Source organism: Streptomyces sp. NPDC096136 (assembly GCF_044763325.1).
Taxonomy (GTDB): Bacteria; Actinomycetota; Actinomycetes; order Streptomycetales; family Streptomycetaceae; genus Streptomyces.
Genome location: NZ_JBIWFZ010000002.1, coordinates 309,622 through 327,174 on the forward strand (window position 1 = coordinate 309,622; position 17,553 = coordinate 327,174).

The 17,553-nt window shown below is 73.7% G+C and carries 16 protein-coding genes; 5 read left to right on the plus strand and 11 right to left on the minus strand.

Going from position 1 to position 17,553, the window contains the following annotated elements; translation table 11 throughout:
* Nucleotides 1-61 precede the first annotated feature (61 nt).
* Nucleotides 62-2,251: an SdrD B-like domain-containing protein gene (locus ACIRBY_RS04465; RefSeq protein ID WP_403895978.1), complete on the minus strand. Its 2,190-nt coding sequence runs from the start codon at nt 2,249-2,251 to the stop codon at nt 62-64.
* 327 nt (nt 2,252-2,578) lie between these two features.
* Between ACIRBY_RS04465 and ACIRBY_RS04470 the strand changes: the two genes are divergently transcribed.
* A complete protein-coding gene (locus tag ACIRBY_RS04470; protein WP_403895981.1) occupies nt 2,579-3,832 on the plus strand; it encodes an FAD-dependent oxidoreductase in 1,254 nt (417 codons plus the stop codon).
* Nucleotides 3,833-3,867: 35 nt separating this feature from the next.
* Here the strand turns inward: ACIRBY_RS04470 and ACIRBY_RS04475 are convergent, their stop codons facing one another.
* The 4 genes from ACIRBY_RS04475 to ACIRBY_RS04490 form a co-directional block, all read right to left on the minus strand.
* Complete coding sequence (locus tag ACIRBY_RS04475; RefSeq protein WP_403896887.1) at nt 3,868-4,164, minus strand: UBP-type zinc finger domain-containing protein; 297 nt, start codon at nt 4,162-4,164, stop codon at nt 3,868-3,870.
* Between the two features lie 29 nt (nt 4,165-4,193).
* Nucleotides 4,194-5,693, minus strand: a complete 1,500-nt coding sequence (locus ACIRBY_RS04480) for a cryptochrome/photolyase family protein (RefSeq protein ID WP_403895984.1) — start codon at nt 5,691-5,693, stop codon at nt 4,194-4,196.
* Between the two features lie 56 nt (nt 5,694-5,749).
* Nucleotides 5,750-6,040, minus strand: a complete 291-nt coding sequence (locus tag ACIRBY_RS04485) for a hypothetical protein (RefSeq protein ID WP_390689777.1) — start codon at nt 6,038-6,040, stop codon at nt 5,750-5,752.
* Between the two features lie 148 nt (nt 6,041-6,188).
* Nucleotides 6,189-6,707: a hypothetical protein gene (locus ACIRBY_RS04490; protein WP_403895988.1), complete on the minus strand. Its 519-nt coding sequence runs from the start codon at nt 6,705-6,707 to the stop codon at nt 6,189-6,191.
* A gap of 232 nt (nt 6,708-6,939) precedes the next feature.
* Between ACIRBY_RS04490 and ACIRBY_RS04495 the strand changes: the two genes are divergently transcribed.
* Together ACIRBY_RS04495 and ACIRBY_RS04500 are read left to right on the plus strand one after the other, a co-directional pair.
* Nucleotides 6,940-7,899 carry a peptidoglycan-binding protein gene (locus ACIRBY_RS04495; RefSeq protein WP_403895991.1) on the plus strand — a complete coding sequence of 320 codons (960 nt, stop codon included), beginning with the start codon at nt 6,940-6,942 and terminating at the stop codon, nt 7,897-7,899.
* 217 nt (nt 7,900-8,116) lie between these two features.
* On the plus strand, nt 8,117-9,013 hold the full coding sequence (locus ACIRBY_RS04500; RefSeq protein WP_403895994.1) for a GNAT family N-acetyltransferase: 897 nt from the start codon (nt 8,117-8,119) through the stop codon (nt 9,011-9,013).
* Nucleotides 9,014-9,179: 166 nt separating this feature from the next.
* Here ACIRBY_RS04500 and ACIRBY_RS04505 read toward each other — a convergent pair whose 3' ends face one another.
* Nucleotides 9,180-9,914, minus strand: coding sequence for an alpha/beta hydrolase (locus ACIRBY_RS04505; protein ID WP_403895997.1), 735 nt, complete (start codon nt 9,912-9,914; stop codon nt 9,180-9,182).
* 357 nt (nt 9,915-10,271) lie between these two features.
* Between ACIRBY_RS04505 and ACIRBY_RS04510 the strand changes: the two genes are divergently transcribed.
* Entirely contained in the window at nt 10,272-10,484 is a 213-nt protein-coding gene (locus ACIRBY_RS04510; protein ID WP_403896000.1) for a hypothetical protein, read from the plus strand.
* Nucleotides 10,485-10,486: 2 nt separating this feature from the next.
* Nucleotides 10,487-11,860 carry a cytochrome P450 gene (locus ACIRBY_RS04515; RefSeq protein WP_403896003.1) on the plus strand — a complete coding sequence of 458 codons (1,374 nt, stop codon included), beginning with the start codon at nt 10,487-10,489 and terminating at the stop codon, nt 11,858-11,860.
* Here the strand turns inward: ACIRBY_RS04515 and ACIRBY_RS04520 are convergent.
* The 5 genes from ACIRBY_RS04520 to ACIRBY_RS04540 all read right to left on the minus strand — a co-directional run bounded on the left by ACIRBY_RS04520 (nt 11,830) and on the right by ACIRBY_RS04540 (nt 17,518).
* A complete protein-coding gene (locus tag ACIRBY_RS04520) occupies nt 11,830-12,726 on the minus strand; it encodes a hypothetical protein (protein WP_403896006.1) in 897 nt (298 codons plus the stop codon). The genes ACIRBY_RS04515 and ACIRBY_RS04520 overlap by 31 nt on opposite strands.
* A complete protein-coding gene (locus ACIRBY_RS04525; RefSeq protein ID WP_403896009.1) occupies nt 12,723-14,537 on the minus strand; it encodes a GMC family oxidoreductase in 1,815 nt (604 codons plus the stop codon). The genes ACIRBY_RS04520 and ACIRBY_RS04525 overlap by 4 nt, the downstream gene beginning before the upstream one ends.
* Nucleotides 14,534-14,893 (minus strand): hypothetical protein, encoded by a 360-nt coding sequence (locus tag ACIRBY_RS04530; protein ID WP_403896012.1) that lies wholly within the window; start codon nt 14,891-14,893, stop codon nt 14,534-14,536. The genes ACIRBY_RS04525 and ACIRBY_RS04530 overlap by 4 nt, the downstream gene beginning before the upstream one ends.
* A gap of 235 nt (nt 14,894-15,128) precedes the next feature.
* Complete coding sequence (locus ACIRBY_RS04535; protein ID WP_403896014.1) at nt 15,129-15,803, minus strand: DUF998 domain-containing protein; 675 nt, start codon at nt 15,801-15,803, stop codon at nt 15,129-15,131.
* Nucleotides 15,804-15,988: 185 nt separating this feature from the next.
* Nucleotides 15,989-17,518: a DUF4041 domain-containing protein gene (locus tag ACIRBY_RS04540; RefSeq protein ID WP_403896017.1), complete on the minus strand. Its 1,530-nt coding sequence runs from the start codon at nt 17,516-17,518 to the stop codon at nt 15,989-15,991.
* Nucleotides 17,519-17,553: the final 35 nt, after the last annotated feature.

Here is a 17,553-nt window from a genome sequence, read left to right on the forward strand (position 1 = left end):
GCCGGAGGCCCGGGCGGCCGCAACGGCGCCGTCCGGGTCCCCCGGCCGGGGCGGGCGGCGGTCAGGTGCCCGCCCACATCCCGGCGTCCAGGTCGTGGTTGACCGAGCCCGGAGGACCGGTCCTGACCTTCGCCACCGCCGTCGGGGCCTGGTTGTTCCCGCCGGTCGGCTCGGCGTCCGAGTTGGTCGCCGGGTCGCGGCCCGTGGTGGGTGTCCACATCAGGTCGGCGGGTGAGGTGATGTAGGGGGGCAGGTTGCCGGTGTCCACCGTGGTCTTGTCGAACTCCACGGTGTAGTCGGTGTTCGGCTGGAGCCCGTCGCGGTGGTCGAAGTAGTACTCGCCCTTGGCGTCGGTCTTCTTCGTCGCGATGACCCGTCCCGTCGCGTCCTTGAGCGTGACGGTCACCCCCTTGATCCCGAGGGTCTCGTCGTACCTGGCGTTCTGCGTGCCGCCGCCGTCGTCGAGCCAGACGCGGTTGCCGATCTGGACCGGCGGTTCGTCGCAGAGCAGCTCCAGGTCGCCCAGGCCGTGGGCCTTGCCGAAACCGCCGTCGGTGTCGTAGACGACTCCGAACCCGTCCTGCGTCGCGTCGCGGTGGCCCGTGGTCCGGTCGAACCACCCGATCCCGCCGGAGTTGATGACGCGGTACGGGTCCAGGATCGTGCTGGCGATGGTGGTCTGTTGCAGCGGGAGCGCGAGCGCGCCCTGCGCCGTCTCCCGGTGGCCGGTCCCGGTGTAGTAGGTGTCGCCGGTGAACCACTCGCCGCCGCCCTGCGGGCGGGGGCAGTCGGCGCTGCCTTCCCAGTGGTAGGTGCCGGTCGCCTTGCGGCAGACCTTGATGATGTCGCCGCCCGTGACGGTGCTCTCGATGCCCCCGGCCGGGTTGGCGTTGGGGATCACCAGCCCGGACTGGTCGCCGAACCGGTCGCGGAAGCCCAGGACCAGGCTTCCGTCCCGCTCGACCTCGATGTCGCTGAGCATGGGCTGCGGATAGGACGTGTATCCGGTGGGGAACTGCGCCAGGTTGTCCTGCGTCCACGGCTTCCAGTCACCCGGCGTGGGGTCCTGGGCGGGGTCGCGGGGGAAGTTCAGCGGTTCGTCGACGAGCGGCGCCGCGCCGAACGTGGCGGTGACGGGGTCGTACGCCCAGACCACCGCCCGCAGCTTGGTGGGGTCCTGCGTGCTCTCGGCGGAGCAGACTCCGCCCGCGTACACCACTCCGTCGCGCACGCCCAGTCCCATCGGCCGCCAGTCGCCCGCGGGGGAGCAGGCGGAGTCCGGGATCTTGACCGGTGCGCGCTTGAAGGTGGCGGCCGTGGCCTGGGTCGCGTCGTAGGTGTAGAGGTTGCCGTCGTTCATGTTGACGACGTACAGCTCCGAGCCGTCCGCGGAGATCTCGATGTCGCCGAGGGACTCCTTGCCGGGCCGGTTGGCGAAGGGGGCGTCCACCCGGTTGCTCTGGTTGTGCGCGGTGGTGCCCGCGTTCGGCACCTTCGCGAACAGGCTGGTGGCGCCGGTGTTCCGGTCGGTCACGTAGATCGCGCCCTGGCCGTCGGGGCCGTACTCGGTGTGGCGCTTGGCGTAGGCCCCGGAGAAGAGCCGCTTGTCCTTCTTCCGGTAGGCCAGCCCGTAGACGGCGCCGGTGTTCTGGACGGTGGCGATCGGCCTCGGATTGGTGTTGCTGCCCTGGGTGTCGCCGCGGGAGTTGTACGGGAAGGTGACGAGCGTCTTCTCGCCCGGCTTGGTCGCCGCCTGCATACAGGCCGTGGCCAGGGTCGGGTTGTCCTGGCAGTAGTCGTCGGGGTTCCACACCGCCAGGTTGAGCGTGACGTCCTGGCCGTCCTCCAGGTCCACGAAGTTGAGGTGGGAGGAGAGCCCCGTGCCGGCGAACGCGGGTTGGAGGAAGCCGGCTCCGGTGGCCGGGTCGTGCTTGTTCGGCCAGCCGATCAGCTCGACCTTGTACTTCCCCCCGCTGCGCCTCCACGTGGTGAAGTCGATGGTGATGGTCCCGTTGGGACCGACCGGGAAGGTCTGTGTCTGCCCGGACTGTTCGCTCGTGACGCGAAGGGTCGCCCCGGCCAAGGCGGTCTGGATCTGGGGGTTGAGCGTGCCCGCCGCGGCGAACTCCCTGAACACATTGACCGTCAACTTGCCCTCGCCGCCCTGGGCGAGGGCCGGTGCGCCGGGCACCAGCAGCGCGCCGGCGCAGCTCAGCGCCAGCACCGCCCGCCAGGCTGTTCGTCTGATCACGTCATATCCGTTTCTGCCTCGCAGTCGCCATGGAGTGGAGCCCGGGGCGGTGTTCGCCGCCGGCTCCGGATTTCGGTGGTGTTCGACGCGAGGAGCGCGGCTCTGCTCGGACGTGAGGCCCCTCATGCCCCCGACGGAACGACACCCCTCACTGCAACAACCACCTACATAACCCACAGTAATCGACTGTAACGGATTGTAACTATAGCTCGAACGGGTGACCTTGCCCCCTCCACCCGACAGGGCCCGGGCCGCGCGCCCTCCCCCCACCTGCGGCCGCCGCGCGTAGCCTGGCCGCAGCAGTGGCGCGAGGAGTGTGAGGCGGTCATGGCCGAAGCGCGGGGCGACCGGTACGACGTCGTGGTCATCGGAGCGGGAGCCGCCGGACTGGCCTGCGCCGCGGACCTCGACACCGCCGGCCTGCGCGTGCGGCTGCTGGAGGCCGAGGACGCGGTGGGCGGCCGCATCCGCACCGACCGGGTCGCGGGGTTCACCGCCGACCGCGGCTTCCAGGTGTTCAACACCGCCTACCCGCAGGTCAAGCGCCGCCTCGACCTGCGCGCCCTGCGCCTGCGGCCGTTCACCCCCGGGGTGCTGGTGCACACCGACGCCGGGCGCCTGCGGCTCGGCGACCCCACCCGGCGCCCGCGCGACGGGGTCGGCCTCCTCACCGGCGGGCGGGTCGGGCCGCGCGACGTGCTCGCCCTCGGCGTCCTCTCGGCCCGCGCCCTGCTCGCGCCGGCTTCGCGGGTGCGGGCCCGGTCCGACGTCACCACGCGGACGGCCCTGGCCGACGCCGGGTTCTCCGAGGAGTTCGTCGAGACGTTCTTCCGGCCCTTCCTGTCGGGCGTCTTCCTGGAGGACTCCCTGGAGACCTCCGCACGCTTCTTCCACCTGGTCTGGCGCAGCATGCTGCGCGGCACGCTCTGCCTGCCCCGGGACGGCATCGGCGCCGTGCCGGCGCAGCTCGCCGCGGGCCTTCCCCCCGGCGCGCTGCGCACCTCGTCGCCGGTTTCCGGCCTGACGCCCGGCGGAGTCCTCCTCGACGACGCGGAACTGCGGGCCCGGGCCGTGGTCGTCGCCACCGGAGCGGGCGCCGCGGCACGCCTCCTGCCGGACCTCCGCCCGACCCCCGGACGGACCGTCACGACCCTCTACCACGCGGTCGGACGCTCGCCCCTTCGCGAACCCACCCTGCTCGTCGACGCACGCCGCAGGTTCCTCAACTCCTGCGTCCTCACCGAGGTCCAGCCCGGATTCTCCGGTGACGGCAGGGCCCTGGTGTCGACCTCCGTACTCGGCGCCCCGGGCCCGGCGGAGGAGGCCGCCGTGGTCCGCGCCCTCGCCGAGGCGTACGGGACGGACACCGGGACCTGGGAGCCGGTGCACCGGGTCACGGTGCGGGGCGCCCTTCCCGCCATGCCCCCGCCGCTGCCGCTCACCCGGACCACCCGCCTCGCCCCGGGCCGGTACGTCTGCGGGGACCACCGCGCGACGGGCTCGCTCCAGGGGGCGCTCGCCTCCGGGGCGAGGGCGGCCCGCGAAGTGCTCGCCGACCTCGGGGCCACCCGGGAACCCTGACCCCGCACCGGCCCGCGCAGGCGCCGCCCGCCCCGCTACGGCTCCCGCACGAGGAAGACCTCGTCGACGTAGCACCAGGCCCAGGACTCGTCGGGGGCCAGGGACAGGACCACGGGGTGCCCGGTCCGGGCGTGGTGGGCGTACGCGTGGCGGCCCCGGGAGCTGTCGCAGCATCCGACGTGCCCGCAGGTGGCGCACCACCTCAGCCGGATCCAGGTCCATCCGCGGGCGCGGCACGACGCGCACACCTCGGACGGCTCCCCCGGCCGGTCCGGCAGGGTCGCCAGGTGGGAGCATCCGCGCCCCTCGGGACGGCCTCCGTCGGGCGCCACCGACCACGGGGACGGCGGCCTCCCCGGCGTCACGGCGGGGTCCTTCCCTGCTCGCGGCAGGTGCGGAGCACGTCGTCGAGGTCACCGAGCCGGTCCAGCCCCCGCACGGCCCGGGCGGTGCGCGGGTTGGCGGCCAGCCGGGCGCGGTGGCGGTGCACGAAGGACCAGTAGCCGGTGGTGTAGGGGCAGGCCCGGTCACCCGTGCGGTCGGCGGGCCGGTAGGCGCAGCCGTCGCACAGGTCGCTCATGCGGTGGATGTACGCTCCCGCGCTGGTGTAGGGCTTCGTGGTCATCAGGCCGCCGTCGGCGTACTGGGACATGCCGATCACGTTGGGGAGCATCACCCAGTCGTAGCCGTCGACGAAGCACCGGTGGAACCAGTCGGTGACGGCACGTGGGTCCCAGCCCCGCTGGAGCGCGTGGCTGCCCAGGATCATCAGTCTGGGGATGTGGTGGGTCCACCCCGTGTCGCGGACCTGCGCGAGCACCGTGGACAGGCAGCGCGCGGCGACGGCATCGGCGTCGAGTTCCAGGAACCAGTCCGGCAGGGGTGCGCGGTGCCGCAGGGCGTTGCGGTGGCGGTAGTCCTCGCCGAAGTACCAGTAGGTGTGCCACACGTACTCGCGCCAGCCCGCGACCTGCCGTACGAAGCCCTCCGCGCTGTGTACGGGTACGCGGCCGGCGCGCCAGGCGTCCTCGGCGGCGGCGACCACTTCCGCCGGGTCGAGCAGCCCCAGGTTCAGGGAGGAGGACAACAGGCTGTGACTCATCACGGGGTCGCCGGCGAGCACGGCGTCCTCGTACGGGCCGAAGCCGGCCAGGCGGTGCCCGACGAACCGGCGCAGCGCGGCCAGCGCCTCGCGGCGCGAGGCGGGAAAGGCGCGCGGCCCGTCGCGGCCGACGAAGCGGACGCCCTCGTCCCTCTCCCACCGGTCGAGGTCCGCCCGCACCTCCTCGTCGATGTCGCCCTCGCGCGGGCGGTACGGTGCGGGAACGCCGAGGGTGCGCGGGCCCTTCGGCGGTGGCTCGCGGTTGGCCCGGTCGTGGTTCCACCGTCCGCCGGCCGGCTCGTCTCCGTCCATGAGGAGGCCGAGTTCGCGGCGCGTCCAGCGGTAGAAGTCCTCGTGCCGGAGCCGCTCGCGCCCACCGGCCCAGGAACGGAACGCCGCCTGCGGCAGCAGGAACCCGCGCGCGGGCAGCACGCGCACCCCGGGGATCGAGCCGACCAGCTCGTACGCGGCCCGGGAGGTCGGGTGGTGCACGGTCACCGGAGCCCCGCCGGCGACGCGGCGCAGACCGTCCGCGTAGGTCTCGGCGCGCACGTAGCGGACGCGGTCGCCGAGTTCGGCGGCGCGGTGCCGCATGGCGGAGAGCACCAGGTGGGCCTTGGCCCGGTGGAACCGGCGACGGCGGAAGACCGAACGGGCCTCCACCATCACGACGGGCGCGTCCGGCGCGGGTCCCCGCTCGCCGGGAGCCAGGAAGTGGGGACCGAGCTGGTCCCCGAACAGCCAATGCCAGCCAGCCATGGGATCCCCTCGTTCGGCCCGACGACGGCGTACCGGTACGGCGGCCCCGTTCCGGGTCAGCGCCGCCGGCGGCCGGGGTCGTCGTCGGTCAGCTGGGCGATCCAGCCGTACGGGAGCTCCTCGCCGTCCACGGTGACGGCCTCCACGGCCCGGCTCTCGGGGTCGATCTCGGCCTGGACCCCCTCCCCCGCGTAGCACGGGTAGCCGGAGACACCGGTGGCGCCGGTGGCCACGACCTGGGCGGTGCGCAGGACCGCGTCGTGGCCCTTGGCGTCCTGGACGCCGGGCGGGCCCGGTCGGAGCACGACGGTGTACCGGTCCGGGGCGGGGTGGGACTCGGGAGTCATGGGACCAGGCTAGTGACCGGCCCCGCCGTCGGCCCGCAGGCGCGGCTGGGCAGCGGGGTCCGACCGGAAGCGGAGGGCGGAGGCCGGGGGGCGGGGGGGGCGGCCGGCCCGGTCTCGGGGAGGGAGCGGGCCGGCGTCCCGATCCGGGTCAGGCCCTGCCGTTGAGGTACGTGACGTCCCAGTGGCTGCCCTCGCGGGCGTAGACGTTGCCGGCCGGCGACTTGTACAGGGCCGCGCCGTCGCTGCGCGTGCCGGCCTTCGCGTAGTGGCCGGTGATGTAGGCGTCCAGGCACGACACGTCGTTCTCGTGCTTCTTGGCGAGGGACATGTCGACCTTGTAGCCGTTGCCGTGGGTGTGCTGCCCCCGGGTGCTGTGGCCCGCCTCCGTGCCGCCGGTGATGATCACCGTGCAGCGGCTGGTCCGCTTGAAGGCGATGGCACCCGAGACGGTCGCGCGGTTGATGCCGGTGAAGGAGGTGCACCCGCTGTCCCGCCGGTTCGAGCAGTTCTTGCTGGACGTCCAGGAGACGCCGGCCGCCCGGAACTCCCGGGCCGCCGCCTCGTGCGTGTACGTGGCCGGGGCGCCCTGGGCGATGCCGGAGGCGATCAGCAGGGGCACCGCCGCGGCGAGGGCGGTGACGGTGGCGCGGCGGGGCAGTGTGGTCACGGATTCGTGTCCTCTCGGTGGGTCCGGCCCGCCCGCCGGGACGCGGCGGGCACGGAAGCGGGGTGGGGGTGCGGGGGGGGCCGGCGGACGCGGCGCCGTCTTCCGCCCTTCCACCGTGCCCGGCGCACCTGAGGTGCCGCTACCATCTGGGGTCAGGCCGTGACCATGCGTACATGCGCGCATGCATGCACGGCTGTGACCAGCTGCAATGCACGATGGCGGGGGATGCGCCGTGGAGAGTGACCAGCGGGGAGCCGGCGGCGTGCGGCTCCCGGACCCGGCCGCCGAGCTGACCTCCCTGTTGCGGGAGTGGTGGGAGGCGTACCCCGGAGTGCGTCCCACCCAGAAGGCGCTGGCGCGGCGGGCGGGGGTCGACCAGGCGACGATGTCCCGCTACCTCAATCCCCGGCGCCCCATGGCGGCGCCGTCCCGGGTCGTCCGGGTGCTCCACGCCGAACTGCGGGCGGATCCCGCCCGCCTGGAGGAGGCCCTGACCCTGGCCGAGGCCGTCCACGCCGCGCGGCGCGTGCCCCGCGCGCGCGTGGCCGCCGGGGAGCCGGGCGCCGGGGGCAGCGCCGGGGAGGACGTCGTCCGCGCGCACCGCCGGGTGAGGGTTCCCCTCCGGGTGCGGGTGCTCGGGCATCTGGTGCTGCTGGCGGCGGCCGTGTGGGTCGGCACCTGCTTGCGCCCCCTCCCGGCCGGGCCGTCCCCGCACTCCTCCGCCGCCCCCTCCCCCGCGTCCGCCCCGGCCGCGCGGCCCTCCCCGGGCCCGTCCTGGCCGGTGGTCCGGCTCGGAGACGTACTGTGGGAGGCGCGGACCGTACAACACCTGCTCAAGGCCCACGGCCACCACGTGGCGGTCACCGGCACCGTCGACGAGGCGACCGTCACCGCGGTGCAGGGCTTCCAGAGCGCCCGCGGGCTGGACCCGGACGGCCGGGTGGGGCCCAGGACCTGGCCCCGGCTGGTCGTCACCGTACGGGCCGGCGACCGGGGCGACGCGGTGACCGCGTTGCAGGCGCTGCTCACCAACGCCGGGCACCCCACCGCCGTGACGGGCTCGTTCACCACCGACACCGAGGACGTCCTGCGCGCCTTCCAGACGGCGCACGGCATGGCCGCCACCGGGATCGCCGAACCACCGGTCTGGCTCGCGGTCATGGGATCCCAGCAGCCGCGCCTGCACGGCTGAGCTCCACGGCCGGCCGCGGTCGGCTCGGCAGGCAGACAGGCAGGCAGGCAGGCAGGCAGGCACCGAGCTTCCCGAAGTCACGTGCATTACGGTCGACTTGACCAGAGACGTCGCGCGACGCGGCCTCCGGACGGTCGGCGGCCGAGCGCGGTGGCCGACCGTTCCGGTACCGCCGCCCAGGAAGGGGTGTCCGCCGTTGTCGGATCTCATACCGGGTTTGCCGCCGGGATACCGGGCCCGCCCGACGACCGCCGAGGACCTCGACGACATCCACCGCCTGGTCGCCACCTGCGAGCGGGCCCTCCACGGACGGGTGCACACCGATCCGGGCCGCGTCGCCGCCGACCTGGCCAGACCGGGTCTCGACCCGGAGCTGGACACGCGGCTGGTCCACGACCGGGCGGGGCGGCTGGCCGCCCGGGCCTGGGTGAACCGGCGCTCGGAGGTGCACGTCCACCCCGAGCACCGCGGCCTCGGCCTGGGGGGCGCCCTCCTGGACTGGGCCGAGGCCCGCGGCCGGCAGACGGGGAGCACGCGCATCGTCCAGACCGTCCCGGACGACGACGGGGACGCCGTCGCGCTGCTGCGCTCTCGCGGGTACGAACCGATGGTGACCGAATGGCTGCTGGAGTTCCCGCTGCCGCAGGAGCCGTCCGTGCCCGAGCCTCCCGCGGGCGTCACGGTGCGACCGTTCGCACCCGGTGACGAGCACGAAGCGCACCGGATCGTCGAGGACGCCTTCGACGAATGGCAGGAGCGGCGCAAGAGCTACCGGGAGTGGGCCCGGCACACCGTCGGACGCCCGGCCTTCGCCCCCGCGATGTCGGCGCTGGCGTTCGCCGACGGCCGACTGGTCGGCGTCGCGCTCGCGCTGGACCTCCCCGACACCGGCGAGGGCTACATCGAGCAGGTCGCGGTCCGCCGCGATCACCGCAACCGGGGCATCGCCCGCCTCCTGCTCCGTACCGTGTTCCGCAGCTTCCACCGGGAGGGACGGCAGGCGTGCACCCTGGGCACGCACTCGGAAACGGGCGCCCTCGACCTGTACCTGAGCGTGGGGATGGAGGTCCGGTACGCCTCCGCGGTCTTCCGGAAGGACCTGTCGGCGGGATGACGTTCAGACCGGAGAGGACGCGGTCCACGTCCCTGTCGTGTCCGTGGGGCCTCGGGCCGCGGGCCCCCGCCGAATCGGCAGGGGCCCGCGGCCCGGACCGCACCGGAGTGCCGGAGCACCCCGGTCACGACGGCCTAGCGTCCGCTGACGGGCTGTCGGCCCGCCCTCACTTCAGGTGCCGGGTGAAGAACCGGGCCGCGGCGTCCCCCGCGTACTCGGGGACCCCGGTGTGACCGCCCATGTTGGCGTCGAGGGACTTCTCCGCGGAGCCGAAGGCGTCGAACAGGTCCAGGGACGCCTGCCGGTCGTTCCCCTCGTCGTCCCACTGGAGCAGGACGTGCAGCGGGACGGTGACCCGCCGGGCCTCCTCGAACGTGGCGCGGGGCACGAAGCTCCCGGCGAAGAGTCCGGCGGCCACGATGCGCGGATCGACCGCGGCGAGGCGGACGCCGATGGAGATCACTCCCCCCGAGTACCCGACCGGGCCACCGATCCCGGGCAGCGCCAGCAAGGCGTCCAGGGCGTCCCGCCATTCCGGGACCGCCCGGTCGACGAGCGGGAGGACGAGGGCGTCGACGATCTCGTCGCCGACCGGCTCGCCGGCTTCGATCGCCCGCCGCAGGTCGGCGCGGGCCTCCTCGACGGCGGCCCACCGGGGACGGTCACCGCTTCCGGGGAGCTCGATGGTGGCCGCGGCGAAACCGTCCGCCACGGCCCGCCGGGCCCGGGCCACCAGTCGGGGGTACATCCGGCGCAGTCCGAGCGGGGGGTGGCCGAGCAGGATCAGCGGCACCGGTGCGGACGCGGACGCGGGGGTCCAGAGGATGCCGGGGATCTCGCCGAGGGTGAACTCACGCTCGAGGACGCCGTCGTCGAGGTGCTGTTCAGAAGTGAAATGCATGGTCGTGCCTTTCGGGAGTGCTGCCGAACGGCGCTCCCGGACGACCTATCGCCCGACCGTGACCCCGGAGGAGAGCACCCATGTCGATACTGCGTTCACGGGTACCACCTCCTCGTTCTCTGGCACGGCTGCCCGAAACCTAGCAGCGGCCACGGCGGTACGCCAAACGAGTTCTCGCCCACACAGGGTCACCACTCGGTTACTCGAAACGCGCAATCCGGCGAGGCATTCTGCCAGACGCGTCGGCCCGGGGCACGTCACGCGTCCTCGGGGCGTGCCCGTACGGCCCCGGTGCGGCGGAATGGAGGCAACGGACCGGGCGGAAGCGCCGCCCGGCAGTCTCGAAAGGAACCAGCCATGGCTGCCCTGATCCCCCTGCGCAAGTCGCTCCTCGTCGCGGTCTCCGCCGTAGCCGCGCTCCTCGCCGGCGGAACGGCCTTCGCCGCGTCGAACTCCGCTCCCCTGTCCAACGACCCGTCCGGAGCGAGGGTCCAACGCACCAGCCCGCTGACGAAGCTCGGCACGCAAGACCGGCTCAGTGCGTATTACTACTACGTACAGGGACAGTGACCGTGGCTCTGCTCCGTGTGACGCCCGGCCCCGCCGGGGCCGGGCGTCACGGCAGCCGGCGCGCCTTCGAGCGGGACCCGCTCGGCTTCCTGCTGCACCAGCGGCAGTACGGCGACCTCGTCCGCCTCGACGACAGCCTGTACCTCGTGAACTCGCCCGCCCTGGCGGAGGAGGTCTTCAAGCACACCAACACCACCTACTCCATCAGCCGCGACCTGCTGGGCCAGGAGACCGACGGCGGTCGCGCCTCGGAGGAGCTGGCCCTGTGGATGCGTGCCCGCAGCCTGGCCGGGCGGGGCCTGAACCGCACCAGCATGCGCGCCGCCGGGGACGGCCTCGCGGCCACCGCGGACCGTCACGCTCAGGGCTGGAAGGCCCGCGGCGGCACCATCGAAGCGATCCCGGCACTGGAGGACCTCACCGCGCATCTGATCGCCGCGTTCTGCCTGGGGCCCGACACCGGGCGGGTGCCGGACCTGCTGGCCCGGTTCCAGGACGCGCTGCTGCCCCCCGTCCTGCCACTGCCCGCCCCGTGGCGGGCCCTGCGCGCCCGGCGTCTGCGGCGCGCCAACCGCGAGCTGGCCGCCGAGGTCTCCCGTCTGGTCCGCCGGCGGCGGACGACGCACGACGGCGACTCCCCGCAGGTGATCGCCGACCTCCTCAACGCCGCCCACGACGACGGCGCCCTCACGCACGAGGGAGCGACCGGCATCATCGTCGCCAACCTGTTCGCCGCCCACGAGACCACCGCCGCGGCACTCGCCTGGCTGCTGCTCCTCCTCGACCAGCACCCCGGCATCCGCCGGCAGGTGCGCGACGAGGCCGAGCGGGAGCTCGCGGGCCGCCTGCCGACCGCCACGGACCTGCCGCGCCTGGCCGTGACCGAAGCCGTGGTGAAGGAGACGCTCCGGCTGTATCCGCCGCTGTGGCTGATCGAGAGGACCGTCGAGGAACCCGCCGTACTGGGCGGCCGGCCGTTGCACCCCGGGCAGCGCGTCGCCGTCAGCCCCTTCGCCGTCCAGCGGGACGCCCGCCACTACGACCGGCCGGACGTGTTCCGTCCCGACCGCTGGACCGGCCGCTCCCCCGGCGCCCCGCTGCCCAAGTACGCGTTCATGCCCTTCGGCGGCGGACCCCGGACCTGTCTGGGATCCCACTTCGCCACCGTCGCGATGACCCTCACCACCGCGACCCTCACCAGCCGCTACGAGGTCGCCCGCACCCCCGGCACGACGCCCGTGTTCGGTACGCGCACCATCCTCCAGCCCCAGGGCCTCGTCCTCGACGTCACCGGCCGCCCGGGCGGCGACCGCGGGCCCGCCGGGGACGGGGCCGGGCGCGCCTCTCAGCCGGTGGGCGGCCGGGCGGGCAGGTAGTAGGGGCGGTTGTGGGCGGCGACGGGAGCCGACTGGTAGGTCCAGGCGCCGGCGGCCGGGGTGTCCGCGAGCAGGGCGTGGACGTCCCGGCCGAGGTCACCGTCCGGGGCGTGCACGGCGACCCCGGCCCGTGCGGCGGGGCCGGGGCCGGGGCCGGGGCCGGGGCCGGGGCCGGGGCCGGCGAGGTCGTACCAGCGGTAGGGCTGGTAGACGTTCATGGGCCCGGCCAGCAGGCGGCCGGCCGTGTCGGTGCCGTAGCCGGTGACCGGGGCGAGGTTGGCGGGGACGGAGGGAAGGCCGTCGAGCGCCGCCGTGAGGTCGAGGAGCGGCGTCGCGCCCCTGGCGAGGGTGTCGTCCGGACCGATGGCGGCGGCGTGGCAGCGTACGGTCCAGGTGTCGCCCGCCGGGCCGTTGAGGGAGGGCAGGGCGACCTCGAACCAGCCCGGGAACTTCGGCTCCGCGTACAGCTCGCGCCCCGCGCGGATGGCGAACGGGTTGTCGCAGACGACGTGGATGCGGGCGATGCCGAGCAGCTTCGTCTGGTCCCAGCCCTGCGCGTACTGGGCGTAGCCGAGTTCGGGGAGACGGTCCCGGTCGGCGCTCGGGTACGCGATGACGTTGAACTCGATCTCCTGGGTGACGCCGCCGCCGAAGGGGTACTGCGCGAAGTACAGCTGGTAGTTGAGCGAGACCAGGGCCCGGCCCTCGTCGAACTCGGCCGCCGAGAGGTCCGGGTGGTGCTTGGCGAGCAGGTCGCGGACCGGGCCCGGGTCCACCAGCCAGTCGATGCCGAGCTGGTGCAGCGCCCCGTAGTGGAACGGGAGCCGGAACGGCTCGGGTACCGGCGGGAGGGGTATCGCGGTCATGGGGCGGCTCCTGGCGTGGCCGGGCTGACGGGGACGGGCCGGTCGCGGGCCGCGAGGTCGGACTCGACGGCTTCGGCGCTGCGCAGGGCGAGGGCGGCCATGGTCAGGGTGGGGTTGGAGGTGGCGACCGAGGGCATGCTGCCGCAGCCGACGGCGTACAGGCCGGGGTGGTCCCAGCAGCGCTGCCGGGCGTCGACCACGGAGGTGGCCGGGGAGTCGCCCATGAGGTGCGTGCCGGCGGCATGGCCGGCGCCGCGGTAGCCGTGGGTGCGGCCGCCGTACTCGAAGCGGCCCGGCCAGGCCGCGGCGGGCGCGTGGTCGGTGTGGTCCTCGGCGCCGAGCAGGGCGAAGATCTGGTCGGATACCGACCGGGCGGCGGCCATGCCCGCCTTGACGTGGTCGTCGAGGTCGTAGGCGACCAGCGGCCTGGGCAGTCCCAGCGCGTCCCGCTCCGTGGGGTGGAGCGTGATCCGGTTGGCGGGGTCGGCTCCCTGCTCCATCTCGAACTGGAGGGTGAACTGGCGGCGGATCCGGTCGCCGACGGCCCTCCGCAGCTCTTTCCCGAACAGGCCCTGAGCGGTGAGCAGTTCCGCCACGTCCGTCTCGACGGGCCCCTTCGCCCAGACCCATCCCCAGTTGCCGATCTCGATCCGGAACGGTGCGCGGGCCCGGCGTGCCGGGCCGGTGCGGAAGCCCTCCAGGCCGGAGGTGGAACCGGGTCCGCGGTAGGCGCCGACGGCCTGCGGCATGAGGCCCCAGGTGAGGAGCACCGGGTGGTCCATCAGGTTGCGGCCCACCTGGCCGCTGCGCCCGGCCAGGCCGGACAGGAGCAGCAGCCGGGCGTTCTCCACGGCGTGCGCCGCCAGGACGACCACGTCGGCGCGGGCGGTGGACACCGTACCGTCGTACGCCCGGTACTCCACGCCGGTGGCGCGGCCGGTGCCGTCCACGAGCACGCGGGAGACCACGGACCTGTCCCGGAGCGTCACGGAGGCGCTCCACCGCCCCTGGGTCTTCAGCGGCGTGTACTTCGCGTACGAGGGGCAGTGCGGGATACAGCTCGCGTGGCCCGCGCACCTGCTGTCGGGGGCGTCACGCCCGTCCTTGCCGCGCGGGACGTAGCCGCGGCCGCCGTCGTAGCGGGGGTCGGGGACGCCGTTGCGGGCGTGCGGGGTGCCCACCACCCGCAGTTCCGTCTCGTTGAGGGCCACCGGGTCCTTGACGCGACGCCCGTCCAGGCCCGCCGCGAGGACCCGGTCGAGGTGGCTGGAGGGGATCGGCCGCATCGGGAAGACGTGGCCGGCGGGCAGCGGCAGGCCCACGTGCTCGCGCTGTTCGTCGGCGTCCGCGGCCACCCCCAGCTCTTCCTCGGCCGCCCGGTAGTACGGCTCGACCTCGTCGTAGGTCAGCGGCCAGCGGCGTCCGTACCCGAAGGCTTCGGTGTCGAAGTCCTCCGGCAGCATGCGCGGTGCGAGGCCGGTCCAGACGTTGCCGGTTCCGCCGTTGACTCGGACGTAGCCGCTGGCGTACGGCAGCGCGCCGTCCTGGAGGAGATGGCCCGCCGCCCGGAAGCCGGGGGCGCCGTCGGCCCCGGCGAGGTCGGTCACCTCGGGCCAGGCCGCGGCCGGGTGGGGCCGGTAGGGGGAGCCGGGCACTTTGGCGGTGGCCGTGAGGAAGGCGGCGTGCGGGTCGGTGGCGTCGGCCGCCCCGGCCTCGACGACCAGGACCCGGCGGCCCAGGCGGCCGAGCCGGTGGGAGACGAGCGAGCCCGCGATGCCCGCGCCGACGACGATCACGTCGTACCGGTTCACCGCCGGACCTCCGCGACCGGGGCGGGCTCCGCCGCCCAGCTGCCGTAGCCGGCGGCCCGGGTGCCCGGCGCGACGACTCCGGCCGCCTTCCAGACGAGGCCCTGCGCGTAGGCGCGCGCCGAGACCACGAAGGGCGGGGGTCCCGGCCAGCTGCCCGTGTACCAGAGGAGCGTCACCGCCCGGGCGGCCGCCAGGTCATCGTCCGCGCCCCGGTCCGGCGGCTCCGCCCCGCCCACCAGCCGCTCGTACCGTGCCGGACCGAGCTGCTGCGCGGCCACCGCCCGGTACGCCTCGGCGAGTCCGGTGGCTTCCAGCTCCGCCACGTCGAATCCCGTCAGGCGTTGCGAGAGGACCATGAAGCGGCTCCTGTCCTGCCGCGCGCTCGCGGGAACGGCCGTGCCGCTCACGAGCGCTCACCGCGGGCGCCGGCCCCGCCGACCGCCAGGCGCAGGTCCGGCCCCGGCCGTAAACCCCCGCCGCCGACGTCCACCATCGTCCCCACCCGGCCCTCTCCCCGACAGGGCACGCTCGTCGCACCCCTTACGACGGTAGCGAGCGACCCACCCCGCACACGATCACTCATTCGAGTGATCATTGCGCCCCTGCCCGGACCGTCGGCACCGCCTCGTGTGTCTCGCCCGCCCGGCGGGTGACGCCGCGGACGGCGACCGCCGGCGCCCAGAGCAGGAGGGGAAGGGCAGCGGCCCGTTCCATGCCTCCCATGCCGAGACCGAGGTAGCGGTGGGAGAGGAAGAGCCCGAAGGCCACGATCGCCCCGCATCCCAGCAGGGTCGTGCCCCGCCGCAGGGCGGGCGGTGCGTGTTCCGCCAGGCCGAACCCGGCCAGGGCGAGGCCGATGTTGCCCACCGCCATGATGAGGAGGGCGCCCAGGACGTGCCCGTTCTCGTCGACGTCCGCGGGAGCCAGTCCGGCCAGCACGAATCCCGCACCGGCACCCGCGAGCCCCAGGCGGCCCACGGCAGCGGCCGGGCCCCTGCGCCACAGCGCGCCGCCGGTCAGGGCGGCGCCGGCGACGAGCAGCACGCCCAGGACGACGAACGAACCGTTCATCAGGCAGTGCTCGGGGGAACAGACGTACCGCGGCTCGGGCTCTGGCTGGAGGGCGCAGTGCGCGTTGCCCAAGTCGCTGATGTTGTTCCGCGCCCAGCTGTACGGTCCGGACCACGCCGACTCGGTGACCCCGTGCATCACGAAGAACTGCACCACGCCCACGATCCACGCCCAGTACCCGATCCGGACCCTCATCCGTCCACCTTCCGCCCCACGGTTCGCATGCGGACAGCCGATCACGCGGCACCGGTCCCTGGCACTCCGACGAGCCCCAGGAAGGGGGTGGGGAAGACCCCACTCAGGGCGAGGGCGAGGGCGAGGGCGAGGGCGAGGGCAACTCCTCCAGCCGCCGGGCGTTCGGTCCGCCGCTGTCCGCGATCTCAACCGGTGCTGCTGCTACGCCACTCGAGCGCTTCGGCAACCTCGTTGAACTCCACCAGATGCTCCCCGGCACTGCGTTCGAGTACGGCCTTCACCTCGGCAGGGGTGACGTGGAAGAACTCCTTTCGGCTGTTGACCCGGTTGACCCGGCGTGAAGCGAACTCCTGGTGGAGACGGCTTTCGAGACCGACCGCGTCCTTGCTGAAGATCAGGGCGTGGACGTCGAAGCGGAACGGCACGGCCGCACCGCTCAGCTCGTAGATCCGCTCCAACGGTTCCAGCCGCCGTGTCATACCGATCTTGACGACGCTGTCACCGAAGGCTCCGATGTTGGAGATGACGTACACGTACCCGGTGCGGACGTTGGCAGCACGCGCCTCCACATCGTCGAGCGCGCCTTCGATCTCGGCCAGCCTCGCCGCGATCTCCGCGGCTCCCGCGTGGTCGCCCTGCGCTCGGAGACGGTCGAGGGCGCTCTGGTAGTGGCTCAGCTCCTTATTCAACTTCTCCCGCTCGCGCTCCAGTTCACGCTGGGCGGCCGCCTCCTCGCGCTCGCGGGCGCGGGCCTCGCGCTGGGCCTGCTTCTCCTCCTCCTTGCGCTGCATGAAATCCGCCGTCAGCCGCAATTCCTCGACCCGGACGTCGTGATAGGCATCCGAGATGCGGATGTCCATGGTGGCGCCGAGTTTGGCAATGGTCTCGCGGCTCTTGTAGAGCCGCTCGACGAGCGAGGCCAGGCGGTGGGGACGCATGCTGCGTACCGCATATTCGGCCTCGGCGTTGTAGGCGCGGAGCATGAGCTTGGAGTAGTCGCGGATCATCTTGGTGCCCTGGCGTGCCGAGCCGTTCACGGTCCAGCCGGTGGCGGCCAGCACCGCCTGCTGTGATCGCGCGAGCTCCTTGATCCTGTTCCGGATGGTGTCCAGGCGGGCCCTGTAGGCGACGGCGTCGTCCAGGGGGTGCCGGTACGCGTAGATTCCCACCTGTTGGAGCAGCAGGCTCTCGTCGGTGGTCACGATCCTGGTGCGCAGGTCGTTCAGACGGCTTTCCGCCTGGAAGACCTCTGCCCTGTGCGCCTCCGACTGCTTGCGGAGCTTCTCCGCGGTCCTGACGGCCTCCCGCTCCGCGACCCGCGCCTCCTTGGCATCCCGCCGTGCCTCGCGCAGGATCTCCTCGGCTTCCCGGAGCGCGCGGCTGCGCAGCTCGTCCGTCTCCCTGCGCACCTGTTGCCTCAGCAGGGCCACCTCGGCGGCATCCGCTCCCTGGGTCCGGTTGATCCAGTCCCGGAGCTGGTCCGCCTCACTGCCGCCCTCCCGGCGGCTGCGCCGGAACCAGCGTGTCCGGCGCGGCGACGGTCCCTCAGGTGCCGGCTGCGCTTGCGGGCTCTCCTCGCTCCGCTGAACGGGCAGCCACAACTGCCATCCTGCCGGAGGCGGCGGCCAGGACGGGTCCGGCTTCCAGTCCGCCGAGGGTGTCCAGCCCGGCGGTAACAGCCAGTTCGGCGGCGGATTGAAACGGTACGAGCTCACGGATCCCCCGGCATCAAGGAACGAACCGGTCGCGG

Bases quoted from the DNA above. Each gene is read 5' to 3' on its own strand.
- ACIRBY_RS04480 (WP_403895984.1), bottom strand. From the start codon at position 5,693: ATGGCTGGCTGGCATTGGCTGTTCGGGGACCAGCTCGGTCCCCACTTC.
- ACIRBY_RS04470 (WP_403895981.1), top strand. From the start codon at position 2,579: ATGGCCGAAGCGCGGGGCGACCGGTACGACGTCGTGGTCATCGGAGCG.
- ACIRBY_RS04535 (WP_403896014.1), bottom strand. From the start codon at position 15,803: ATGAGGGTCCGGATCGGGTACTGGGCGTGGATCGTGGGCGTGGTGCAG.
- ACIRBY_RS04520 (WP_403896006.1), bottom strand. From the start codon at position 12,726: ATGACCGCGATACCCCTCCCGCCGGTACCCGAGCCGTTCCGGCTCCCG.
- ACIRBY_RS04505 (WP_403895997.1), bottom strand. From the start codon at position 9,914: ATGCATTTCACTTCTGAACAGCACCTCGACGACGGCGTCCTCGAGCGT.
- ACIRBY_RS04485 (WP_390689777.1), bottom strand. From the start codon at position 6,040: ATGACTCCCGAGTCCCACCCCGCCCCGGACCGGTACACCGTCGTGCTC.
- ACIRBY_RS04530 (WP_403896012.1), bottom strand. From the start codon at position 14,893: ATGGTCCTCTCGCAACGCCTGACGGGATTCGACGTGGCGGAGCTGGAA.
- ACIRBY_RS04510 (WP_403896000.1), top strand. From the start codon at position 10,272: ATGGCTGCCCTGATCCCCCTGCGCAAGTCGCTCCTCGTCGCGGTCTCC.